The sequence below is a fragment of the Acidovorax sp. SUPP2825 genome (assembly GCF_030158995.1).
In the GTDB taxonomy this organism is placed as follows: Bacteria; Pseudomonadota; Gammaproteobacteria; order Burkholderiales; family Burkholderiaceae_C; genus Paracidovorax.
Window position 1 is genome coordinate 1 of sequence record NZ_BQXK01000016.1, and the last position, 22,432, is coordinate 22,432.

19 protein-coding genes and 1 riboswitch are annotated in these 22,432 nt (G+C 70.0%); of the genes, 3 read left to right on the forward strand and 16 right to left on the reverse strand.

Annotation, left to right across the window (positions count from 1 at the left end; genetic code table 11):
- Positions 1-130: 130 nt before the first annotated feature.
- From gshB to AVAK2825_RS18425, 12 genes are all read right to left on the reverse strand, one after another.
- A complete protein-coding gene (gene gshB / locus AVAK2825_RS18370; RefSeq protein ID WP_284401540.1) occupies positions 131-1,084 on the reverse strand; it encodes a glutathione synthase in 954 nt (317 codons plus the stop codon).
- A gap of 23 nt (positions 1,085-1,107) precedes the next feature.
- Entirely contained in the window at positions 1,108-2,304 is a 1,197-nt protein-coding gene (locus AVAK2825_RS18375; RefSeq protein WP_284401542.1) for a benzoate/H(+) symporter BenE family transporter, read from the reverse strand.
- A gap of 117 nt (positions 2,305-2,421) precedes the next feature.
- Positions 2,422-4,290, reverse strand: coding sequence for a potassium transporter Kup (locus AVAK2825_RS18380; RefSeq protein WP_284401544.1), 1,869 nt, complete (start codon positions 4,288-4,290; stop codon positions 2,422-2,424).
- Positions 4,291-4,456: 166 nt separating this feature from the next.
- Positions 4,457-5,752, reverse strand: a complete 1,296-nt coding sequence (gene gshA / locus AVAK2825_RS18385) for a glutamate--cysteine ligase (protein ID WP_272566777.1) — start codon at positions 5,750-5,752, stop codon at positions 4,457-4,459.
- Positions 5,753-5,881: 129 nt separating this feature from the next.
- Positions 5,882-7,348, reverse strand: coding sequence for a TrkH family potassium uptake protein (locus AVAK2825_RS18390; RefSeq protein WP_284401547.1), 1,467 nt, complete (start codon positions 7,346-7,348; stop codon positions 5,882-5,884).
- 43 nt (positions 7,349-7,391) lie between these two features.
- Complete coding sequence (trkA, locus tag AVAK2825_RS18395; protein WP_284401549.1) at positions 7,392-8,882, reverse strand: Trk system potassium transporter TrkA; 1,491 nt, start codon at positions 8,880-8,882, stop codon at positions 7,392-7,394.
- 43 nt (positions 8,883-8,925) lie between these two features.
- Complete coding sequence (locus AVAK2825_RS18400) at positions 8,926-10,206, reverse strand: glutamate-5-semialdehyde dehydrogenase (RefSeq protein ID WP_284401551.1); 1,281 nt, start codon at positions 10,204-10,206, stop codon at positions 8,926-8,928.
- 160 nt (positions 10,207-10,366) lie between these two features.
- The gene (locus tag AVAK2825_RS18405; RefSeq protein WP_284401553.1) at positions 10,367-10,969 is read right to left on the reverse strand and encodes a nucleotidyltransferase family protein; all 603 of its coding nucleotides are present in this window, start codon (positions 10,967-10,969) and stop codon (positions 10,367-10,369) included.
- Between the two features lie 8 nt (positions 10,970-10,977).
- Positions 10,978-11,730: an ABC transporter ATP-binding protein gene (locus tag AVAK2825_RS18410; protein WP_284401555.1), complete on the reverse strand. Its 753-nt coding sequence runs from the start codon at positions 11,728-11,730 to the stop codon at positions 10,978-10,980.
- Entirely contained in the window at positions 11,727-12,521 is a 795-nt protein-coding gene (locus AVAK2825_RS18415; protein WP_284401558.1) for an ABC transporter ATP-binding protein, read from the reverse strand. The genes AVAK2825_RS18410 and AVAK2825_RS18415 overlap by 4 nt, the downstream gene beginning before the upstream one ends.
- Entirely contained in the window at positions 12,518-14,458 is a 1,941-nt protein-coding gene (locus AVAK2825_RS18420) for an ABC transporter permease (protein ID WP_284401560.1), read from the reverse strand. The genes AVAK2825_RS18415 and AVAK2825_RS18420 overlap by 4 nt, the downstream gene beginning before the upstream one ends.
- A gap of 52 nt (positions 14,459-14,510) precedes the next feature.
- Positions 14,511-15,749, reverse strand: a complete 1,239-nt coding sequence (locus tag AVAK2825_RS18425; protein WP_284401562.1) for an ABC transporter substrate-binding protein — start codon at positions 15,747-15,749, stop codon at positions 14,511-14,513.
- Between the two features lie 269 nt (positions 15,750-16,018).
- Here AVAK2825_RS18425 and AVAK2825_RS18430 point away from each other — a divergent pair, with 269 nt between their 5' ends.
- Entirely contained in the window at positions 16,019-16,408 is a 390-nt protein-coding gene (locus AVAK2825_RS18430; RefSeq protein WP_284401564.1) for a nuclear transport factor 2 family protein, read from the forward strand.
- Between the two features lie 129 nt (positions 16,409-16,537).
- On the opposite strand, the gene AVAK2825_RS18435 is transcribed toward AVAK2825_RS18430, so the two are convergent.
- Entirely contained in the window at positions 16,538-18,178 is a 1,641-nt protein-coding gene (locus AVAK2825_RS18435; protein ID WP_349817181.1) for a sulfatase-like hydrolase/transferase, read from the reverse strand.
- A 109-nt stretch (positions 18,179-18,287) separates the two neighbouring features.
- A riboswitch (yybP-ykoY riboswitch) is annotated at positions 18,288-18,475 on the forward strand.
- A 15-nt stretch (positions 18,476-18,490) separates the two neighbouring features.
- On the opposite strand from AVAK2825_RS18435, the gene mntP reads away from it, so the two are divergent.
- Both mntP and AVAK2825_RS18445 read left to right on the forward strand, forming a co-directional pair.
- Positions 18,491-19,057, forward strand: a complete 567-nt coding sequence (gene mntP, locus AVAK2825_RS18440) for a manganese efflux pump MntP (RefSeq protein WP_272566760.1) — start codon at positions 18,491-18,493, stop codon at positions 19,055-19,057.
- 25 nt (positions 19,058-19,082) lie between these two features.
- On the forward strand, positions 19,083-19,385 hold the full coding sequence (locus tag AVAK2825_RS18445; protein WP_284401567.1) for a hypothetical protein: 303 nt from the start codon (positions 19,083-19,085) through the stop codon (positions 19,383-19,385).
- 34 nt (positions 19,386-19,419) lie between these two features.
- Here AVAK2825_RS18445 and AVAK2825_RS18450 read toward each other — a convergent pair whose 3' ends face one another.
- The 3 genes from AVAK2825_RS18450 to AVAK2825_RS18460 all read right to left on the reverse strand — a co-directional run bounded on the left by AVAK2825_RS18450 (position 19,420) and on the right by AVAK2825_RS18460 (position 22,430).
- Positions 19,420-20,727, reverse strand: a complete 1,308-nt coding sequence (locus AVAK2825_RS18450; protein WP_284401569.1) for an NAD(P)/FAD-dependent oxidoreductase — start codon at positions 20,725-20,727, stop codon at positions 19,420-19,422.
- Positions 20,728-20,776: 49 nt separating this feature from the next.
- Positions 20,777-21,829: a DNA polymerase III subunit delta gene (holA, locus tag AVAK2825_RS18455; RefSeq protein ID WP_284401571.1), complete on the reverse strand. Its 1,053-nt coding sequence runs from the start codon at positions 21,827-21,829 to the stop codon at positions 20,777-20,779.
- 100 nt (positions 21,830-21,929) lie between these two features.
- On the reverse strand, positions 21,930-22,430 hold the full coding sequence (locus AVAK2825_RS18460; RefSeq protein WP_272566755.1) for an LPS-assembly lipoprotein LptE: 501 nt from the start codon (positions 22,428-22,430) through the stop codon (positions 21,930-21,932).
- Between the last annotated feature and the right edge of the window lie 2 nt (positions 22,431-22,432).

Here is a 22,432-nt window from a genome sequence, read left to right on the forward strand (position 1 = left end):
GGCCACAACTCAAAACCAACCTTTCTTGTCAGACTCTCCGAACAACTCAGTCATCCGTCTCACCTGCCAAGCCCGCAAGTATAGACCACTTTCCTCACCCCCGTAGGAGAAAGATGACAAAAAATTGTCATCAAACCCCTCCCCTCACTCCGGCCTCCAACGCATCCACGAACAACGCGGCCACATCGCATCCTGTCTGGTCGTATATCTCCTGGAAACAGGTGGGGCTGGTGACGTTTATTTCCGTGACGCACGTACCGATCACGTCGACGCCGGCCAGCAGCAGTCCCCGGCTCTGGAGAACAGCGCCCAGCGATCGACCGATTTCCATGTCTCTTTCCGTCAAAGGCTTGGCGACGCCCTTACCGCCCGCCGCCAAGTTGCCCCGGACCTCCGTACCCTGAGGAATGCGCGCCAAGCAATAAGGAACAGGCTTGCCCCCGATGATGAGGATACGTTTGTCGCCGTCGACGATCTCCGGCAGGAATTTCTGCACCATCACGCTCTGCGAGCCCTCCTTATTGAGGGTTTCGATGATGCTTCCCAGGTTCAGGCCATCGTCCTTCACGCGGAAGATGCCCATGCCCCCCATGCCGTCGAGCGGCTTGAGGATGATGTCCCGGTGTTCCGCATGGAAGCGGCGGATGTCTTCCGCGTCCCTCGTCACCAGCGTGGGGCCGATGAACTCCGGGAATTCCATGATCGCCAGCTTCTCCGGATGGTCGCGCAGCGCCCGGGGCTTGTTGAACACCAGTGCGCCCTCCCTTTCTGCCTGCTCCAGCAGGTGGGTCGCGTAGAAGTATTCGCTGTCGAAAGGGGGGTCCTTGCGCATGAGCACGCATCCGAAGCCCGCCAACGGCACTTCGCGGTGACCCTGAAAGGTAAACCACGCCTCGGGCTGCCCGGTGAGCAAGATGTCCTGCACCCGCGCCGTCACCTGCCCGCCGCGCTGCCAGGCGATTTGCGAGGGCTGGCACACGGAAATCGCATGGCCGCGCCGCTGGGCCTCACGCATCATGGCGAAGGTGGTGTCCTTGTAGATCTTGAAATGTTCGAGCGGATCGGCGATGAAGAGGATGTTCATGGTCTGCGAAAGGAAGGGATCGGCTATGCGCCCGGTGCGCGCTTGCGGCCGTACTGTTGCACAAATAGCGCGAGGCTGCCGGCCGCCACGCCCCAGAAGGCCGAACCGACGCCCGCAATGGCCACGCCGCTCAGCGTGACGAGGAAGGTGATGACCGCCGCCTCGCGATGCGCATCCTCCTTGAGCGCCGACGCCAGGCCGGTGCCGATGGTGCCGAGCAGCGCCAGCCCCGCGATGGTGCTGACCAGCTCCTTCGGGAACGCGGTGAGCAACCCGGTGATGACCGCGCCGAAGATGCCGATCACGATGTACAGGAACCCGCAGGTGACGGCCGCGGTGTAGCGGCGGGTGCGGTCTTCATGCGCTTCGGGGCCCATGCACAGCGCGGCGGTGATCGCGCTGAAGTTGAGCGCGAAGGCCCCGAAGGGCGCGAGGACGAGCGTGGCCAGCCCGGTCATGGTGACCAGACGCGAAACGGGCAACCGGTAGCCGGTCGCGCGCATGACCGCCACGCCCGGCAGGTTCTGCGACGCCATGGTGACCACGAAGAGCGGCAGCGCCAGACTGATCAGTGCCGGCAGGCTGAACTGCGGCGCCATGAACACGGGCGCGGCCAGCTCGAAGTGGACCGCGGACCAGGCCATCTGCCCGCTGCCGGCCGAAAAAGCCACGGCCACTGCGAGCGTCGCGACCACCGCATAGCGCGGCAGCAGCCGGCGCATCACCAGATAGCAGACCAGCATGAGCAGCACCAGCGGCAGGGCGGTGTTGGCCGAGGCAAAGGCCTGCATGCCGAACCGGGCAAGCACGCCGGCCAGCAGCGCCGAGGCGATTTCCATAGGAATGCGGCCCATGATGCGCTCGAACCAGCCAGTGGCACCGGCCAGCGCGATCAGCACCGCACAGGCCATGAAGGCACCGACCGCCTCCCCCATGCTGAACCCGCCCGCGAGCCCCGCGGTGGCCAGGACGGCCGCGCCCGGCGTGGACCAGGCCACCATGACGGGCTGGCGCAGCAGCAGCGACGGCACCAGCGAACACAACCCCATCCCCAGGCCCAGGGCCCACATCCAGGAGGTGATCTGCGCCGGCGTGGCCTGGAACGCCTGGAACGCCTGGGCCGCCTGGAACACGATGGCCACCGAGCTGGTGAAGCCCACCAGGACGGAAACGAAGCCTGCGGTGGCGGTCGAAAGGCTCAGGTCTTTGAAGAAGGACATGGGCCGCGATTCTGTCACCGGCCGCCGGCCCGACCTCGATCTGGTCGAATTGCTATTAAATCAATAGCAATAAGGACAATCAAACCGCCGGCATGCCCCAGAAAAGCCCGCGGATTCTCAAATCTCGATCTTGGAGCCCAGTTCCACCACCGCATTGCCCGGAAGGTTCAGGAAGCCGGCGGCGCCGCTCGCGTTGTGGTGCATCTGCGCGAAGAGCTTCTCGCGCCAGGGGGCCATGCCGCTGCCGATGGTGGGGATGACCACATCGCGCGACAGGAAGTAGCTGGTGGTCATGGGTTCCAGCTCGCAGCCGCGCCCGCGCATCAGCGCCAGGGCGCCGGGCAGGTCGGGATCGTTCTTGAAGCCGTAGTGCACGATCACCTGCCAGCAGTCGCCGCCCAGGGGCTCGACCTGCAGCCGCCGGTCCAGCCCGATCCAGGGGACCTCGTGGCTGCGCACGGTCACGAACAGGTTCTGCTCGTGCAGCACCTTGTTGTGCTTGAGGTTGTGCAGCAGCGCATTGGGCACCGAGCCCGTCTCGGCCGTCAGGAAGACGGCGGTGCCGTCCACCCGGGTGGGCGGGCTGACGAAGACGGCGGTAAGGAAGTCGCGCAGGTCCAGGGAGTCGTCGCGCAGCTTTTCGTTGAGTAGCTCGCGCCCGCGCTTCCAGGTCATCATCAGGGTGAAGACGATGCCGCCGATCAGCAGCGGGAACCAACCGCCCTGGAACAGCTTGAGCAGGTTGGAACTGAAGAAGGCCAGGTCCACCACGAAGAACGAGCCCGTGGCCGCGACGCACAGGGCGAGCGGGTACTTCCAGCCGTACCGGATCACGAAGAAGGTGAGCACGGTGGTGATGAGCATGTCCAGCGTGACCGCGATGCCGTAGGCGGCCGCCAGGTTGCTGCTGGAGCGGAACATGACCACCGCCAGCACGATGGCGACGAACAGCATCCAGTTGACGAACGGGATGTAGATCTGCCCCGTGTCCCGCACGCTGGTGTGCAGGATGTTCAGGCGCGGCAGGTAACCGAGCTGGATGACCTGCTTGGTCACGCTGAAGGCGCCGGTGATGAGCGCCTGCGAGGCGATGACGGTCGCCATGGTGGCCATGATGACCAGCGGGATCAGCGCCCAGTCGGGGGCCATCATGTAGAACGGGTTCTTCACCGCCTCGGGCTCGGCCAGCAGCAGCGCGCCCTGGCCGAAATAATTGATGGTGAGCGCCGGCATCGCCACGCTGAACCAGGCCAGGCGGATGGGTTTCTTGCCGAAGTGGCCCAGGTCGGCGTAGAGCGCCTCGGCACCGGTCACGCACAGCACCACCGCGCCCAGCACGATGAAGCTGGTGCCCGGGTTGTTCCAGATGAAGCCCAGCGCATGGTGCGGGCTCAGGGCGCCCAGGATTTCTGGGTGGCCGATGATGTGCGGAATGCCCAGGGCGGCCAGGCTCAGGAACCACACCAGGGTGATGGGCCCGAAGTAGCGCCCGATGCCGCCGGTGCCGCGCTTTTGCACCGCGAACAGGCAAAACAGCACGACGAGGGTGAGCGGGATGACGGCCTTGCCGAAGTGCGGCGATACCACTTCGAGCCCCTCGACCGCCGACAGCACCGAGATGGCCGGGGTGATGACCCCGTCGCCATAGAAGAGCGAGGTGCCGAAGATGCCGATGCACAGCAGCACGCTGCGCAGCCGGGGCTTGTCCTTCACCGCCTGGGAGGCCAGCGCCAGCATGGCGATGAGCCCGCCTTCCCCGTTGTTGTCGGCCCGCAGGACCAGCACCACGTATTTGAGCGAGACGATGGTGGTCAGCGTCCAGAAGAAGATGGACAGGATGCCGTAGACGTTCTGGGGCGTGAAGGCCACGTGTCCCGAGCCGAACACCTCCTTGACCGCATACAGCACGCTGGTGCCGATATCGCCATACACGACGCCGATGGCGCCCAGGGTGAGCGCCGCGAGCGAGGACTTGGAACTTTGCACAGACTGGCCCGCTGGCACCGGGGCCAACCGGGATTCCGATATTGGGGGACCGCTATTGTGGCGCGGCTCGCCCCCGATGGCTCGGCCCCCGCCCGGTTGTTGCAATGCAGCAACTGAGGCGGCCACGGCCGCCCCCTCCCCTTGCCCGAGCGTGGCCGCGCGGCCGTCAGTCGTAGATCTCGGCCTCGGGGTTGGTGGCTTCCAGCTCGTAGCTGGCGGCGAGCATCGCCAGGCGCGCCACCACACCATACATATAGAAGCGGTTGGGCGCGCTGGCGCCGGGGCGGGCGCCGGGCTGGGGCAGGTGCGTGCTGTGCTCGAAGGCCAGGGGCACGAAGCTCGCGCCGGGGGCGTTGAGGTTCTCGTCCACGCCGCGCTCGGCATGCATGCGGTAAAAGCCTCCGACCACGTAGCGGTCCATCATGTAGACGACCGGCTCGGCCACGGCCTCGTGCACCCGCTCCTGCGTGAGCACGCCTTCCTGGATGATCACGTCGCTCACCGCCTGCCCGTCCTTGATGACGGCCATCTTGTTCCGGGTCTTGCGGTTGAGCGCGTCCAGGTCCTTGGCGTCGCGCACGGTCATGATGCCCATGCCGTAGGTGCCGTTGTCGGCCTTGACGATGACGAAGGGCTTTTCGTTGATGCCGTATTCCTTGTACTTGCGGCGCACCTTGCCCAGTTGCGCATCGACGGCCGCGCGCAGCCCCTCCATGCCCGTGCCTTCGTTGAAGTCAACGCCTTCGCAGCGGCTGAATAGCGGGTTGATGAGCCACGGGTCGATGCCCAGCAGCTTGCCGAAGCGCTTGGACACTTCCTCGTAGCTCTGGAAATGGCGGCTCTTGCGGCGCACGCTCCAGCCGGCGTGCAGCGGCGGCAGCAGGTACTGCTCGTGGATGTCCTCCAGGATGCCCGGGGGGCCGGCCGAGAGATCGTTGTTGAGCAAGATGGTGCAGGGGTCGAAGTTCTTGAGCCCCAGGCGCCCCTTGGTGCGGACCACGGGCTCGAGCGTGACGGAGTCGCCGTTGGGCAGGGTCACCGTGGTGGGCTTCTTGATCTCGGGGCTGATGGAGCCCACGCGCACGTTGAGCCCCGCCATGTTGAAGATGCGCTGCAGCTGGATCACGTTCGCCAGGTAGAACGTGTTGCGGCTGTGGTTCTCCGGCACGATGAGCAGGTTGCGGGCCTCGGGGCAGATCTTCTCGATGGCCGCCATGGCCGCCTGCACGGCCAGGGGCAGCATGTCGGTGGTCAGGTTGTTCCAGCCGCCGGGAAACAGGTTGGTGTCCACCGGAGCGAGCTTGAAGCCGGCATTGCGGATGTCCACCGACGTATAGAACGGGGGCGTGTGCTCCATCCACTCCAGACGGAACCACCGCTCGATCGCGGGCATGGAATCGAGAATGCGCTGTTCGAGCTCGTTGATCGGTCCCGTGAGGGCGGTGATGAGATGCGGAACCATGAAAAGCCCTCGGAAGACGAAAGACGCGTTGAATTGTAGGGATATGGGGACGCGCCCCGGCTTCGCAACCCCGGCCGCCGGCTTTCGCCACCGGTGCGCCGCCCCGGCCCGCCCGGCCGCCGCCCCGCGCTACCGCCGCCAGAACGCCGGGGTGAGCAACACCATGAAGCTCAGGATCTCCAGCCGCCCGAGCAGCATGGCCAGGGTGCAGACCCAGAGCTGGAACTCCGTGAGCACCGCGTAGGTGGCCGACGGCCCGAGCAGCCCCAGGCCGGGCCCCGTGCAGTTGACGCTGGCCAGCACGGCGGAGAACGCGCTCACCAGGTCCAGGTCGGTCAGCAGCAGCACCATGCTCAGCACTGTGACGGTGGCGCCATAGACCAGCATGAACGCCAGCACCGAGAAGATCATGCGGTGGTCCACCACCGCGCGGCCCAGGCGCACGGGCTGCACGGCGCGGGGGTGGGCCAGGCGCGTCATCTCGCGGCGGGCCTGCTTCAGCAGGATCAGCATGCGCACCATCTTGATGCCGCCACCGGTCGATCCCGCGCTGGTGGCCACGCCCGACAGCATGAGCATGAAGATCGGCGCGAACACCGGCCAGGCCAGGTAGTCGGTGGTGGCAAAACCCGTCGTCGTGGCGACCGACACCACATGGAAGAACCCATGCCGCAGCGCCGCCAGCGGCGCATACACGCCCTTGGCCCACAGCAGCAGCGCAACGAACAGGCCGCCGCCCAGCAGCGTGAGCACGGTGGCGCGCATCTCGGGGTCGCACCACAGGCTGCGCCAGTGGCCCTTGCGCAGCGCGACGAAATACAGCGCGAAGTTGCAGCTGGCCACCACCATGAACACCACCGCGATGGATTCGAGCAGGGGCGACTGGAAATGGCCGAAGCTGCTGTCGTGCGACGACAGCCCGCCCAGGCTCACCGTGGTGAACATGTGCATGACGGCATCGGCCGGCGGCATGCCGCCCAGCCAGTAGGCCAGCGCACACGCCAGCGAGAAAAGCACGTACACGCCCCACAGCCCCTTGGCGGTTTCGGTCATGCGCGGGGTGAGTTTGGTGTCCTTGACCGGGCCCGCGGCCTCGGCCTTGAAGAGCTGGCTCGCGCCCACGCCCAGCAGCGGCAGCACGGCCACCGCCAGGATCAGGATGCCCATGCCGCCCAGCCACTGCATGAAGGTGCGCCACACGTTGATCGACAGCGGCAGCGCATCCAGCCCCGTCAGCACCGTGCCGCCCGTGGTGGTCAGGCCCGAGACGGCCTCGAAGTACGCATGCGTGAACGATATCGGCCGGCCGATCTGGTGCATGGCCAGCAGCAGCGGCAGCGCGGCGAAGAGCGGCAGCACCACCCATACGAGCGCGACGAGGATGATGCCGTGGCGCGGCTGCAGTTCGCGCGCCTGATGGCGCAGACCCGCCCACAGCCCGCCGCCGCACAACAGCGTGGCCGCCAGGGCGCCGGCGTATTGCGGCCACAGGCCGTCGCCCGTCCACCAGGAGGCCGCCAGCGGCACGCCGAAGGCCAGCGAGAACAGGGCGAGCAGGGCGCCCAGCACGCGCAGAACGGGAAGAAGGTCCGCCATGGTGTCGGTGTGGAAGGAAACGAAGAGAGCCGGGGGCGCGGGTTCAGAAGAACGTCGCGCCCAGGCGGAAGGCCTTTTCCACGTCGCGCACCAGCCGCTTGTTCGGCAGGAAGAACACCACGTGGTCCCCGCTTTCGATCACCGTGTGGCTGCGCGGAATGATGACCTGGGGTTCGGCGAAAGCGTCCGGCCCATCGCCCTCGGCCAGCGCCGCATCCGCCCCCGGCTCCGCGCCGGACAGACCGCGCACGATCAGCCCCATGTGCACCTCGGGCGGCAGGTGCAGGTCGCCGACCTTGCGGCCCACCACGCGCGAGCTCTTGCGGTCGCCGCGCGCCACGATCTCCAGCGCCTCGGCCACGCCCCGGCGCAGGCTGTGCACGGCCTGCACGTCGCCGCGGCGCACGTAGGCCAGCAACTCGCCCAGCATGGCCTGCGCGGGCGACAGCGCGATGTCGATCTGCGTGCCGTGCATCAGGTCGGCATACGAGCGCCGGTTGATCAGCGCCAGCACGCGGCTCGCGCCCATGCGCTTGGCCAGCAGGCAGGCCATGATGTTGTCCTCGTCGTCGTCGGTGAGCGCGAGGAACAGGTCCACCTCCTCGACGTTCTCGTCGCCCAGCAGGTCTTCGTCCGTGGCATCGCCCTGCAGCACCAGCACCTCGGAGGGCAGCGTGGAGGCCAGCTCGACACAGCGGTCCGGATCGCCCTCGATCACCTTGATGTGAAAGCGCCCCTGCTGCGCCAGCTGCCGCGCCAGGCGCAGGCCCACGCGGCCGCCGCCGGCGATCATGATGCGGCGCACCGCCCGCGCGGGCTGGCCGTCGCGCTGGTGCATGGCGGCCAGCACCTGGGGAATGTGCTCGCGCGCGGACAGCACGAAGACCTCGTCGCCCGCCGCGATGCGCGTGTCGCCGTCGCAGGCGATGAAGCGGTCGGGCTCTTCGGGAAAGCGGCGGTAGATGGCCACCATGCGCATGGCCACGTCCGGGATGCCGGCCCGCATGTCGGCGATGCGCACACCCGCCACGGTCGCGCCGGCCCGCACGCGCACCGACACCAGGCAGGCCCGGCCGCCGGCGAATTCGCGCACCTGCAGCGCCTCGGGGTACTCCACCAGCTTGCCGATGTAGCGCGTCAGCGATTCCTCGGGGCAGATGATGCGGTCCACCGCGAAGCCGTCCTTGCCCAGCAGCAGCGCGGCCTGCTCGCGGTCGTGCTCGAAGCCCGAGGAGCGCACCCGCGCGATGCGCGTGGGCACGTTGAAGAGCAGCTGCGCAACCTTGCAGCACACGAGGTTGGTCTCGTCCTGCGCGGCGCAGGCGATCAGCAGGTCGGTGTCGCGCGCGCCGGCCTCGGCCAGCACCTCGGGGTCGATGCCGTTGCCCACCACGCCGCGCAGGTCGAAGCGCGATTCCAGATCGCGCAGGCGCTGGGCGTCCGTGTCGATGACGGTGATGTCGTTCTGCTCGGACACGAGGCTGTCGGCCACGCTACAGCCGACGCGGCCCGCGCCGAGAATGATGATTTTCATGTCAGTGTGGGGCTGGGCCGGACCGCAGGCTCGATGGGGACCGTCAGCCGCGCACTTCGCCTTCTCCCAGCACCACGTACTTGAGCGAGGTCAGGCCCTCGATGCCCACCGGGCCGCGGGCATGGAACTTGTCGGTGCTGATGCCGATCTCGGCGCCCAGCCCGTACTCGAAGCCGTCGGCGAACCGGGTGCTGGCGTTGACCATCACGCTGGCCGAGTCCACCTCGCGCAGGAAGCGCTGGGCGTGGCCGTGGTGGGTGGTAAGGATGGCGTCGGTGTGGTGGCTGGAGTAGCGGTTGATGTGGGCGATGGCCTCGTCCAGGCCGTCCACCACCTTCACGCTGATGATCGGGGCGAGGTATTCCTCGCTCCAGTCCTGCTCGGTGGCGGGCACCAGCTTCGCGCCCGGCACGCCGGCCAGCAGGGCGAGCGATTCGGGGCAGCCGCGCATCTCCACGCCCTTGGCGGCATAGACCGCGCCGATCTGCGGCAAAAAGGCGGCCGCCGCGCCCCGCGCCACCAGCAGGCTCTCGCTGGCGTTGCACGGGCTGTACTTGTTCGTCTTGGCGTTGTCGGCCACCTTCACCGCCATGGCGATGTCGCAGGGGTCGTCCACATAGGTGTGGCAATTGCCGTCCAGGTGCTTGATGACCGGCACCTTGGCGTCGCGGCTGATGCGCTCGATCAGGCCCTTGCCGCCGCGCGGGATGATGACGCCCACGTACTCGGGCATGGCGATCAGGTGGCCCACGGCCTCGCGGTCGGTGGTCTGCACCAGTTGCACCGCGTCCTCGGGCAGGCCGGCCTCGGCCAGGGCCTGCTGCACCAGGGCCGCCAGGGCCTTGTTGGAGTCGATGGCCTCGGAGCCGCCGCGCAGGATGCAGGCGTTGCCGCTCTTGATGCTGAGGCTGGCGGCCTCGATGGTCACGTTGGGGCGGCTCTCGTAGATCATGCCGAACACGCCGATGGGCACGCGCATCTGGCCGACGCGGATGCCGCTGGGCTGCTGGCGCATGCCGGTGATCTCGCCGATCACATCGCCCATGGCGGCGAGCTGCTCACAGCCGAGCGCGCAGGTTTCCAGCACCTTGGGGGTGAGCTTCAGGCGATCGACCATGGGCTCGGCCAGGCCGGCGGCGCGGGCGCGCTCCAGGTCGCGGGCGTTGCTTTCCTGCAGCGGGGCGGTCTGCTCGCGCAGCAGGCGGGCCAGGGCGAGCAGGGCCCGGCTCTTGACCGCCGAGGGCGCCCGCGCCATCTGCGCGGAAGCCGCTTTTGCCTGGATGCCGAGGCCATGGGTGTATTCGGCGATGTGGAGCGCGTTCATGGGCGTGATTTTGACGCAGTTGCCGCGGCCGCGGAAACGCAGGGCTGTCGCGTCCCTCGCCCCTCGGAACGGAATCACTACCAATTTGATAGCACTATGCCCTAGTACTGATTGCACTGGAGCCCGATTCGACCCCAAACCCTTTCCGGGACCGCCGCCGTCACCCCAGCCCGGCGGGCGTGTCCAGATCGCGCAGCACGCCGGGGTCGTCCAGCGCGCAGCGCTGCGCGGCCGCCCAGTCGAGCGCACGGCGCACGCCGTCGTCGCCCGACAGTCCCTCCAGCCGGGGATACAGCACTGCCGGGATCAGCCGCGGATTGCCGGGCTGGCCGCCGAACACCGGCAGCACGGGCTGCCCCGGCTGGCGCTGCCAGGCCGCGATGAGCGCGCGCACGGTGGCCGCCCGCACGTCCCCCATGTCGGCCAGCGCGACCACGATGGCCGGCGCGCCGCGCACCAGCGGCAGGGCGGCCGACAGCGAGGCCGCCAGCCCATCACCGCGCCGGAACGACCACGCCACCTCGACCTGCAGGCGGCGGCAGCGCATCAGCCCCCAAGCATCGCCCGGCGGCAGCACGGCCACCACGCGCGGGCACACGGCCTGCAGCGGCGCGAGCGCGGCCTCCATCAGCGAATCATGGCCGGGCCAGGGCACGCGGCGCTTGTCGCTGCCGAAGCGCCGCGCGTGGCCGGCCGCCAGCAGCACGCCGACCACGCCGTGGGCCGGCGCCGTGGGCAGGGCTTCGTCGCAGGCGGTGTCCATGGCGCGGCCTATACCGCGAGGTACGCGCGGCGCACGTCCTCGTTGCGCGACAGCGCCTCGATCGGGCCCTCGTAGCGGATCTGGCCCTTTTCCAGCACATAGGCCCGGTCGGACACCATCTCGGCAAAGCGCACGTTCTGCTCGGACAGCAGGATGCTCGCGCCCCGGGCCTTGAGCTGCAGGATCGTCTGTGCCATCTGCTCGACGATCACGGGCGCCACGCCCTCGGAGGGCTCGTCCAGCAGCACCAGGTACGGGTTGCCCATGAGCGTGCGCGCCACGGTGAGCATCTGCTGCTCGCCGCCGCTCATCTGCCCGCCGGGCCGGTCCTGCATGACGCCCAGGTTGGGAAAGAGCCGGTACAGCGCGGCGGGCGTCCAGGACGGCGCCTCGCTGCCGTCGGGCCAGTGCCGGGGCGGCTGGCGGCCGACCTCCAGGTTCTCGGTGACCGTGAGGTCGGCGAACACGCGCCGGTCCTCGGGCACGAAGCCCAGGCCCATCCGCGCGATCTCGTAGGGCGCCAGCCCCGCGATCGGGCGGCCGAGAAAATCCACCCGCCCCTGCCGCCGCGCGAGCAGCCCCATGATGGCCTTGAAGGTGGTGGACTTGCCCGCGCCGTTGCGGCCCATCAGCGCCACGACCTCGCCGCGGCGCACCTGCAGCGACACGTCGAACAGGATGTGCGCCGCGCCGTACCAGGCGTTCAGGCCGGAGACCTCCAGCAGCGGCGGCGGCGCCGGCGTCGGCGCGGGGGCGGTCATGCCGCGCCCTCCGGCACCGCGTCGCGGTGCCCGCTCTTTTCCCCGAAGGTCGTGCCGGTGCCCAGGTACACCGCCTGCACCCCGGGGTGGTTGCGGATCGCGTGGGCATCGCCCTCGGCGATGAGCCGGCCCTGCGCCAGCACGATGATGCGGTCGGCATGGGCGAACACCACGTCCATGCTGTGCTCGGTGAACAGCACCGCCATGCGGCGCTCGGCCACGAGTCGCCCGGTGAGCGCCATGAGGTCGCTGCGCTCCTGCGGCGCCATGCCGGCCGTGGGCTCGTCCATCAGCAGCAGTTGCGGATCGTTGGCCAGCGCCAGGGCCAGCTCCACGCGCTTGACGTCGCCGTAGGCCAGTTCGCTGCACGGGCGGTCGGCCTGCGCGTCCATGCCGACCTGGGCCAGGAGCGCCATCGCCTCGGCGCGGTAGTGCGAGGCGGCGGGCCGCCACAGCGCGAAAACACGCCGGTGGTGCGACAGCAGCGCCATCTGCACGTTCTCGACCACGGTGAGCGAGGCGAACGTGGCCGCGATCTGGAAGGTGCGGCCCACGCCCAGGCGCGCGATGGCGCGGGGGGGCAGGCCCAGCAGCTCGCGCCCCTGCAACTGCACCGAGCCGGCCGTGGCCTTCGTCTGCCCGCCCACCATGTCGAAGGTGGTGGACTTGCCCGCCCCGTTGGGCCCGATGAGCGCGAGCAATTCCCCCGCCGCCAGGTCGAACCCGATGCCATCGACGGCCTGCACGCCGCCATAGGATTTGCGCAGGCCGCGCACCTGGAGCAGCGTCATGGCGACGGCCCTTCGAGGATGGTGGGCGCCGCCGCCGGTCGTTCGGCCCGGCGCTGCGCGATCTGCTGCGCGAAGCCCGCGATGCCCTGCGGAAAGGCCAGCACCAGCAGCAGGATCACCCCGCCGAACAGCGCGCGCCAATATTCCGTGGCCCGCAGGATGGCGTCCTGCAGCACGCTGAACGCCGCCGCGCCGACGATGGGCCCCAGCAGCGTTTGCAGGCCGCCCAGCAGCACCATGACCAGCCCATTCACCGACTGGCCCACGGCCACCGCCTCCGGCGAAATGCTGCCCTTGGAGAACGCGAACAGGCTGCCCGCCAGGCCGGCGAACCCGCCCGCGATCACGAAGGCCATCCACTGCACGCGCCGCACGTCGATGCCCACCGCCTCGGCCCGCAGCGCCGAGTCGCGCCCCGCGCGCAGCGCGTAGCCGAACGGCGCGAACAGCACGCGCCGCAGCGCCAACACCGACAGCCCCACCAGCGCCAGCGTGAGGTAGTAGTAGGCCGCACCGCCCAGCCACGGCGCGGGCCACACGCCGATCAGGCCGTTCGAGCCGCCCGTGACTGCGTCCCACTGGAACACCACCGACCACACGATCTGCGAGAACGCGAGGGTCAGCATGGCCAGGTACACGCCCGACAGGCGCACGCAGAACCAGCCGAAGACCAGCGCGCCGGCCCCGGCCACCAGCGGCGCGAGCGCCATGGCCAGCGGCATGGGCATGCTGAAGGCCTTGAGCAGCACCGCCGCGCCGTAGGCGCCCAGCCCGTAGTAGGCCGCGTGGCCGAACGAATGCAGCCCGCCCGGGCCCATGATGAAGTGCAGGCTCACCGCGAAGAGCACCGCCACCAGCACGTCCTGCGCCAGCACCGTGGCATACGGCAGCCAGGCCGACAGCAGCGGCAGCGCGGCCAGCGCCGCCAGCACGACCACCACCGCGGCCCGGAACAGCGGCGTGCCCGAGCGCAGCGGCGCCTCCGCCGGCGCCGAGTTGCGGCTCACGGCCTGGGGCCGCCCCATCAGCCCCCAGGGCCGGAACACCAGCACCAGGGCCATCACCAGGAACTCCACCACCAGCGTGAGCTTGGAAAACGACACCTCGACGCCGAACCACTGCACCGTGCCCAGCCCAACGCACAGCGCCTTGATCTCGGCGACCAGCAGCGCGGCCACGTAGGCGCCCGGGATCGACCCCATGCCGCCCACCACCACGATCACGAACGCCTCGCCGATGGCGCGCAGGTCCAGCGCCAGGCTGGCCGGCTCGCGCGGCAACTGCACCGCGCCGCCCAGCCCAGCGAGCATCGCGCCCAGCGCGAACACGCCCGTGAAGAGCCACGCCTGGTTGACGCCCAGGGCGCCGAGCATTTCGCGGTCCTGCGTGGCGGCGCGCACCAGCGTGCCCCAACGCGTGCGCGTGAGCAGCAGCCACAGCAGGCCCAGCACCAGCGGGCCCAGGGCGATCAAGAACAGGTTGTAGGCCGGGTACTGCCGGCCCATCAGCTCGATCGAGCCCGCCAGGCCCGGCGCGCGCCGGCCCAGCAGTTCCTCGGGGCCCCAGAGCCACAGCACCGCGTCGCTCACCACCAGCACCAGCGCGAACGTGGCCAGCAGCTGGAACAGCTCCGGCGCGCGGTAGATGCGCCGCAGCAGCACCACCTCCACCAGCGCGCCGAAGGCGCCCACCGCCAGCGCCGCCAGCAGCAGGCCGAGCCAGTAGCCCAGCGGCCCGCCGGCCGGGCCCGCCAGACCCGCCATGTGCTCGACCAGCGAATACGCCAGGTACAGGCCCAGCATGTAGAACGAGCCGTGCGCGAAGTTGACGATGCGCGTCACCCCGAAGATCAGCGACAGGCCGGCCGCCACCAGGAAGAGCGACGACGCCTCGGCCAGCCCGTTGAGCAGCTGGGTCAGGAAGCCGGAGAAATCCATCGCGGGCGGAACGGGGCGCGGCGGGTCGCGGGGGAATCGTCAGGCCGGCGCGTCAGGGCGCGGGGCGCAGCGCGCGCACCTCGGCCTCGGGCGGCAGCAGGGTGTCGCCGGGCACGTAGCGGTAGTCGACCATCACGCCCTTGCCATCCTTGAGCGCGATCTTGCCCACGTACACGCCCAGCGTGGACTGGTGGTCGATCGCGCGGTATTCGATGGGGCCGTCGGGCGTGGACACCTGGAGGCCGCTGAACGCCTTGGCCAGCGACTCGGCATCGGTCTTGCCGCCCGCGCGCTTGACGCCCGCGGCCAGCGACTGGATGGTGTCGTAGCCGATCAGCGCTCCCAGGCGCAGGTCTTCCTTGCCGTACTTGGCCTGGTAGGCCGCGACGAACGCCTTGTGGGCCGGCGTGTCGATGCTGTACCAGGGGTAGCCGGTGACGATCCAGCCCACGGGCGCCTCGTCGCGCAGCGGCTCCAGGTACTCGGGCTCGCCGGTCAGCAAGCTCACCACCGGGGTGCTCTTGAACAGGCCGCGCGTGGTGCCTTCGCGCACGAACTTGGCCAGATCGGGGCCGAACAGCGCGTTGAAGATGGCGTCGGGCTTGGCATCGGCGATGGCCTGGGCCACGCTGCCGGCGTCCAGCTTGCCCAGCGGCGCGGCCTGCTCGGTGACGAACTCGATGCCGGGCTGCTGCGCCTTCATGCGCTTTTTGAACGTGTCCACCGCCGACTGGCCGTATTCGTAGTTGGGGTACACGATGGCCCAGCGCTTTTTCTGGAGCTTGAGCGCCTCGGGCACCAGGGCCGACGACAGCATGTGGGTGGACGAGCGCAGGCGGTACGTGTAGGCGTTGCCGTTTTGCCAGGTGATCTTGTCGGTGAGCGCTTCGCTGGCCAGGAAAAAGCGCTTCTTTTGCTTGGCGTAGTCGGACAGCGCCAGGCCGATGTGCGACAGGAAGCTGCCCGCCAGGATGTCCACCCGCTCGCGCGAGACCAGCTCGTCGGCCAGCCGCACGGCCTCGCCGGGGTTGGCGTTGTCGTCGCGCGTGACCAGTTCGAGCTTCCTGCTGCCGATGCCGCCCGCGGCATTGACCTCGTCCACCGCCAGGTGCATGCCCTTCTTGTAGGCCTCCAGGAACACCGGCTGGGCCTTGTAGCTGTTGATCTCGCCGATCTTGATCGTGCCCTGCGCCCAGGCGGGGACACCGGGAAAAGCGCCCAACACGGCGACACAGGCCGCAGCCAGCCAGCGCGCGCCGGCGCCCGCAACGAAACGGTGGGGAAAGCTCATGACAACTCCTAGCGAAATAGAGGGCGGGCCGACTTTTCCTGCGGGTCCACCGGCGCAACCGCGCAACCCCCCGATGCTGGCACATCCGCCGCAGGCCCAGCCCCGAAAATCGCAGCGATTCCATGGCTTTGCGGATCGCATTGTCCCGGGTAGCGGCCGGCCCGGGCGACCCCGCCGGGCGCCGGCCGTGTTAAACATGCCGGACCGTCTCGCCACCGCCCTGCCCCGTTCGGCATGGCGGCCTGTCCTTCACTGCTTTCGGAATCTCCATGCGCACGCCTTTCGAACTCATCACCGCCCACTACGCCGCCTCCGCCCGCCAGGACATCGCCGCCATGATGGCCGACATGGCGCCCGACGTGCAGTGGACCGAAATGGCGGGTTTTCCATGCGCGGGCACCTGGGTGGGACCTCAGCAGGTGATCGACAGAGTTTTCAAGGTGCTGGGCGCCGACTGGATCGGCTACCGCTTCGATCTGGAGACGTTGATCGATGGCGGCGACCGCATCGTGGGCGTCGGCAGCTACTCGGGCACCCATAGCCGCACGGGCAAGGCCATGCAGGTGCGGGCGGCGCACGTGTGGCAGGTGCAGGGCGAGCGAATCGTGCGCTTCGAGCAGTTCACCGACACCCTGCTGGTCGATCGTGCGATGGCCTGATTCCGGGCGCGAAAGCGATGCCCCGGCAGATGCCATTAAATTGATAGCAACATGCCCTAGATATTATTGCGGTGGAGCCCGATTGGGGCATGCATCCAAAAGCCAGGGGCATGCCCGCCTGCGCCGCCCTCACTCCGAGAACGACGGCACCGCCACCGGCAGCGTCGGCGCCACCCAGCGGTAGCGGTCGTCCAGCACGTTGCGCTGCGGCATGGCACCGGCCCAGCCGACGTGCAGCAGATCGGCCAGGGTCCAGGCCGCCCAGTCGGCGCGGAACGGCCGCTGCGCCGTGGCGGCGGACACCGGCTGCGCCGCCGCGCTGCGCCAGATCACCGTGGGAATGCGATAGCCCGAGGCGGTCGCGGGGCTGTGTCCCGCGCGGTCGCTGCCGTGACCGACCTCCTGGCCGTGGTCGGACAGGTACATCCACGCCCGGGACTCGCCCGGCCGCGCCCCGGCGCGCGCCAGCTGCAGCGTCTCGGACACCACGAAGTCGTGGTACAGCAGGGCCGCGTCGTACTGCTGGCGGTAGCGCCGCACCCAGGCCGAGCGGCCCTGGCCGGCCAGCTGCGCCTCGACCGCATCCACGTGGTCGTCGAACGGGTTGTCGCCGCTCGGAAAGCGCAGCCGGTAGTGCGGGTGCGCGCCCATCAGGTGCACCACGATCAGCTTGCGCTCGGCGGGGTCGTCCAGCGCCTCCTGCACGCAGTCCAGCAGCTCGCCGTCCAGCGAGGCGCCCGCGCGGCCCGGCGTGCGGTTGACCATGTCCACCACGTCGGCCAGGCGCGCATGCTGCTGCTCGATCGCCACGTCGTCGTGGTTGCTCATCCACCAGACCTTGTAGCCCGCGGCGCGGGCCAGCGCCAGCACGTGCTGGCCGTCGGCCCGGCCGGGCTGCCCGAAGCCGAAGATGTTGGCCAGCGCGGGCAGCGTGCTGGCATCGACCGACCACGCATGGCGCAGCACGGCCATCTCCCCGCCCAGCACGCGCTGCTGGGCCTCCAGGCGCGGCGTGGTGGGGCGCGCGTAGCCGTACAGGCCCAGGTTGTCGCGGTTGATGCTGTCGGTCACCACCAGCACCACGGTGGACGGGCCGGCGCGAGTGACTGCGGGCGCCGCCTGCCGCGCCCGCTCCAGCAGGGCGCTGCGCTGGCGCTCCTGGTCGGCCCAGCCGCTGCGCAGGCTGTGGACCGCCGCGTTCCAGTGCATCCAGTAGGCGACCGGGTGCAGCCGGCGCCACGGCTTGCTGGCATAGCCCAGGGCGCTGAGCGCCAGCAGTGCGCACAGCAGCGCCACCAAGCTTCGCGGCCAGCGCACGGTGGTGCGCAGGCCCCGGCGCGCGCTGCGGCCCACCAGCCACGCGGCGACCACCAGCGCCGCCGACCACACGGCCACCGAGCGCCAGTGCATCGACAGGTATTCGGCGCTCTCGCGGCCCGTGGTGTTGGCGGCCGCGCCGAGCACCAGCGTGCTGTCGGGCGCGGCCTGGTAGGCGTCCAGCAGATAGGCGCGCGCCACGCCGTCGAGCGCGAAGGCCATGGCCCACAGCCACACGGCGGCGGTGCGCAGCCGGTGCACGGCGTCGCTGCGCACCGGCCAGGCCAGCCACAGCAGGGCGGGCAGGGCCAGCGCCATCAATTGCACCACACGGCGGCCATCGTGCCCGAGGGCCACCAGCGCCAGCACCGTGGCGGTGGCCAGACCCAGGGCGCGCAGCGCCTGCCGCGGCGCGGGCGGCGGGGCCGCGGAAAGGGAGGAAGGGTCTGGCACGTTCGGGATCCGGCTCGTCGGGGTGGCGCGGATTCTGACAGCGGGCCAAGCCCCCGCACGCGCCAGGGCCGGCGCGGCCCCAGGCCGGCAGGGGCTTCTATAATCCGCGCTCCCTTGGGGAGTAGCCGGCTTTCGTGCAATGTCTTTCGAGCGTTGTACGAAGGCGCCTGCGTCAACACACTCGGCATGCTGCATGCCGTGGCGCAGGCAACCGTTGCGGTTGGCGAGACCATCGGCATGCCACCGCGACGACAGGTCGGGCAGCGGGGGCGTGCCTTTGCGCTCGCCCGGCCGTACAACGACGTCCCCACCATGAATTTCGCCTCCACCGCCTTGCTCGCGCTGGCCATGTCCACCGACGCCTTCGCCGCCGCCGTCGGCAAGGGCAGCGCCCTGCAGAAACCCCGCTGGTCCGAAGCCCTGCGCACCGGCGCCATCTTCGGCGTCATCGAGGCGCTCACCCCGATCGCCGGCTGGGCGCTGGGCTATGCCGCCTCGGGCTACGTGAAGGAATGGGACCACTGGATCGCGTTCACGCTGCTGACCATCCTCGGGCTGCGCATGGTGTACGCCGCGTTCCAGGCGCCCGACGCCGAAGCCGAAAAACCCGCCCGCCACGGCTTCTGGCTGCTGGCCGTGACCGGCTTTGCCACCAGCATCGATGCGATGGCCGTGGGCGTGGGGCTGGCGTTCCTCGACGTGGGCATCCTGCCCGTGGCGGCCGCCATCGGCCTGGCGACGTTTGCCATGGTCACGATCGGCGTGATGGTCGGCCGGGTGCTGGGAAGCATCGCGGGCCGCTGGGCCGAGGCCGTGGGCGGCGTACTGCTGATCGGCATCGGCTCGGTGATCCTCTACGAGCACCTGACCACGTTCTGATCCCGGCACACGCTACCCTTGCCGCATGACCCGTTTTTCCGACACCACCACCGCCCTCGTGCAACTGGCCACGCTGGACTCCGCCCTGGCCCGCTGCCGCGCCCCGGGCGGCAGCGCCACCGAGCTGAGCGCCACGGCCCGCACGCAGGACGCGCTGCTGGCCGCCCTGCCCCCGCGCTATGCCGAGGTGCTGCACGGCCTGCTCGACCGCCTCGAATCGAGCGCGCTGTTTTCCGAGGAAAGCTGCTCGTTCAGCCAGAAGGACCTGCTGGACAGCCTGCAGCAGTGGGTGGACAAGGCCGGGGACGTGCTTCGCCAGGCGGGCTGACCGGGCCTGCCATCGCGCCCCGTCCACCGCCCGGTCACCGCTCGGCGCGGCCCGCCCACTTCTCCCGGGCGATGTAGGCGCGCACGCCCAGGCCCAGGAACGGCGCGGGCGGCATGCGCGCGGGCGCGCCCAGCGCCAGGGCGTCGGCGATCAGCGGATGGTCCTGGCCCAGCGCCAGATCGGCCGCGAGCGCGCCCAGCACCGTGTGCTTGACGATGCCCCCGCCGTTGCAACCCGCCACGCCGTGCACGTTGGAAGCAAAGCGCCCCCAGCGCGGCGCGCCGTTGCGCGTGATGGCGATGGCGCCTTCCCAGAAATGCGCGAGCAGCACGTCGGCCAGCTGCGGAAACCGCGCATCGAACACGGCCCGGTGCGCGCGCCGCACGCGCTCGCGCACGGCGGCGGCCACGCGAAAGCGCGGCGCGTATTCGAAGCCCTGGCGCACCAGCAGGCGGTGGTCGTCGGTGTAGCGCAGCGTGGCGCCGGCCACGGCGTTCACCGGCGTCACGCCCCAGCCCTGCGGTGCGCCCAGCCGCTCGCGCTGCGCGGGCGTGAGCGGCGCGCTCAGCGAGCCGAAGGTGGCCAGCGGAAAGGTCTCGCCACGGAACAGGCCGAGCTGCTGCGCAAAGGCGTTGCTGGCCACGATGAGCTGCGGCGCCTCGATGCGCCCCTGCGCGGTGTGGGCCACCACCGCGTGCGGGGCGATGTCCAGCGCGTGCACGGGCGTTTTCTCGTACAGCGCGACCTGGGCGGGCAGCGCATCGGCCAGGCCCCGGCACAGCGCGGCCGGGTTGAGCAGCACCGTGCCCGGCGTGTACAGCCCGGCGGCGAAGTAGCGCGTGCCCAGGCGCGCGGCGAGCGCATCGCGGTCCAGCCGTTCGTGCGGCTCGCCCAGCGCGCGCAGTTCCTGGGCATGGTGGTCCAGCGTGCGCCCGGCCGCGGGCGACACGGCACAGTGGTATTTGCCCGCGCGGCGCCACTGGCAGTCGATGGCGTGCGCGGCGATGTGCCGCTGCAGGTCGGCCAGGCCGGCGGCCAGCAGGCGCTGGTAGTGCGCGGCCTGGCGCAGCTCTTCGAGCGAACTGCCCACGTTGTGCGGCACGTCGATGGCGAAGCCGGAGTTGCGGCCCGAGGCGTTGTCGCCCACCGTGCCCGCATCGACCAGCACCACGTGCGCGTGCGGGCGCAGCTCGGCCAGGCGGCGCGCGGCGGCCAGGCCCGCGCAGCCGGCGCCCAGCACCAGCCAGTCGGCCCGCACGGGGCCCTGCAGCGCCGGACGCGGCGCGCGCACCGGCAGGATGGCCGACCAGCCGTTGGTGGCATCGTCGGCCGGCAGGCGCAAGGGGGTGGAACGCGGCGTCGGCAAGGCGATCGAAAGGCGCTGCGGGCGCTCAGCGAGCCCCGCAGGCCTTGCACAGCTGCAGCGCCAGCCGCTGCAGCGCCTGCCAGCCATCGGCGGGCCAGTCGGGCACCTTGAGGCCCTTGACGATGCCGTCCACCGTGTGCGCGGACTGCAGCAGCCGGGCCGCGGCGGCATCGGAAAAGCGCGGCGCGATGCGCTCGAACAGGCGCTCCTTGGGGCCCCAGATGCGGTTTTCGCGCAGGGCGATGGGCAGGGGCTTGCCGGCGTTGAGCGCGTCCTTCACGCGCTTCAAGGCGCGGATGTCCTCGGCCAGCGCCCAGTGCACCAGCACTTCGGCCTCGCCCTCGGCCTGCAGGCCATCGAGCATGCGCTGCACCCGGGCCACCTGGCCCGAGAGCACCGCCTCGGAGAGCTTGAACACGTCGTAGCGCGCCACGTTGAGCACTGCCGCCTCGACCTGCGCCCACGACAGCTCGCCGGGCGGGTGCAGCAGCGCGAGCTTGGCGATTTCCTGGTGCGCGGCGAGCAGGTTGCCTTCCACGCGGTCGGCGAAGAACTGCAGCGTGCGCTGGCCCTCGTCGCCGCCAGCCACGCGCTGGCCCTGCAGCGACAGGCGCTGGGCGATCCACTGCGGCAGCGCGGCCCGCTCCACCGGGTCGATCTGCACCGAGATGCCCCGGCCGTCCAGCGCGCTGAACCACCCCCCGGTGCGGGTGGCCTTGTCCAGGCGCGGCAGCAGCACCAGGGTGAGCGTGCTGTCGTTGCCCTGCGCGGCCTCGGCGATCTGCTGCAGCGCCGCGCCGCCGTCCTTGCCCGGTTTGCCCGAGGGGATGCGGATCTCCACGATCTGCTTGTCGGCAAAGAGCGAGAGCGAGCCGCCGGCCGCCAGCACGGCGCTCCAGTCGAAGTGCGCGCCGGCCACGGTGTGGCTGCTGCGCTCGGTGTAGCCCTGGGCCCGCGCCGCCGCGCGGATTGCGTCGGCCGCCTCCTGCTGCAGGAGCGGCTCGTCGCCATGCAGGGTGTAGAGCGACCGCACGCCCTTTTGCAGGTGCGCGGCGAGCTGGTTCAGTGCGACTTGCATGGGAGCGGCCAGGGCAGAATCTTTGAATGAAACAGGCCGCACGCCCCAGAAGAACATGCGGTCGCAGCTATCAAATCAATAGCAATCGAGACATCGGCCATCAAACCGGGCGCGCCGCGGCGAGCCGGCGCAGCAGCTGCTGCACGAGGTCGGTCTGCATGTTGCGGTACAGCAGCGCCTCTTCGGCCTCCTTGGCGAGCGCGATGCTTTCGTTGTAGCTCACGTCGCGCTGCTGCAGCAGCTCGGTGTCGGGGATCAGCTCCGCGCCCTGCTGGTTGCGCAGGCGAAAGTGGATGCGCAGGCGCAACTGCAACTCGCGCACCTGGCCCGAGGCGTTGTAGCCCACCACCACGCGCTCGCGCTGCTCGGACAGCAGCTCGAAAATGGCGTCGGCCGTGGTCTTTTGCGTGGGATCGCGCAGCACCGTGAGGTTGCCGCCCGCGCCCTGCAGCGTGCGCTGCAGCTCGCGCGCCAGGGGCGAGCCGCCGCCCGCCTCCACGTAGAGCGAGCGGAACTGGAACTCGGGCGCGCGGCGCAGGTGAAAGCCGCAGGCGGCCAGGGGCGCCACGGCCAGCAGCGACAGGAGGGTGCGTTTTTGCATTG

Excerpts from the sequence above, each read along its gene's own strand:
- AVAK2825_RS18430 (WP_284401564.1), top strand. The coding sequence starts at position 16,019 with ATGCGCACGCCTTTCGAACTCATCACCGCCCACTACGCCGCCTCCGCC.
- gshA (WP_272566777.1), bottom strand. The coding sequence starts at position 5,752 with ATGGTTCCGCATCTCATCACCGCCCTCACGGGACCGATCAACGAGCTC.
- holA (WP_284401571.1), bottom strand. The coding sequence starts at position 21,829 with ATGCAAGTCGCACTGAACCAGCTCGCCGCGCACCTGCAAAAGGGCGTG.
- AVAK2825_RS18415 (WP_284401558.1), bottom strand. The coding sequence starts at position 12,521 with ATGACGCTGCTCCAGGTGCGCGGCCTGCGCAAATCCTATGGCGGCGTG.
- mntP (WP_272566760.1), top strand. The coding sequence starts at position 18,491 with ATGAATTTCGCCTCCACCGCCTTGCTCGCGCTGGCCATGTCCACCGAC.
- AVAK2825_RS18445 (WP_284401567.1), top strand. The coding sequence starts at position 19,083 with ATGACCCGTTTTTCCGACACCACCACCGCCCTCGTGCAACTGGCCACG.
- AVAK2825_RS18460 (WP_272566755.1), bottom strand. The coding sequence starts at position 22,430 with ATGCAAAAACGCACCCTCCTGTCGCTGCTGGCCGTGGCGCCCCTGGCC.
- AVAK2825_RS18425 (WP_284401562.1), bottom strand. The coding sequence starts at position 15,749 with ATGAGCTTTCCCCACCGTTTCGTTGCGGGCGCCGGCGCGCGCTGGCTG.
- AVAK2825_RS18400 (WP_284401551.1), bottom strand. The coding sequence starts at position 10,206 with ATGAACGCGCTCCACATCGCCGAATACACCCATGGCCTCGGCATCCAG.
- gshB (WP_284401540.1), bottom strand. The coding sequence starts at position 1,084 with ATGAACATCCTCTTCATCGCCGATCCGCTCGAACATTTCAAGATCTAC.
- AVAK2825_RS18420 (WP_284401560.1), bottom strand. The coding sequence starts at position 14,458 with ATGGATTTCTCCGGCTTCCTGACCCAGCTGCTCAACGGGCTGGCCGAG.
- AVAK2825_RS18405 (WP_284401553.1), bottom strand. The coding sequence starts at position 10,969 with ATGGACACCGCCTGCGACGAAGCCCTGCCCACGGCGCCGGCCCACGGC.
- AVAK2825_RS18390 (WP_284401547.1), bottom strand. The coding sequence starts at position 7,348 with ATGGCGGACCTTCTTCCCGTTCTGCGCGTGCTGGGCGCCCTGCTCGCC.
- AVAK2825_RS18410 (WP_284401555.1), bottom strand. The coding sequence starts at position 11,730 with ATGACCGCCCCCGCGCCGACGCCGGCGCCGCCGCCGCTGCTGGAGGTC.
- AVAK2825_RS18375 (WP_284401542.1), bottom strand. The coding sequence starts at position 2,304 with ATGTCCTTCTTCAAAGACCTGAGCCTTTCGACCGCCACCGCAGGCTTC.
- trkA (WP_284401549.1), bottom strand. The coding sequence starts at position 8,882 with ATGAAAATCATCATTCTCGGCGCGGGCCGCGTCGGCTGTAGCGTGGCC.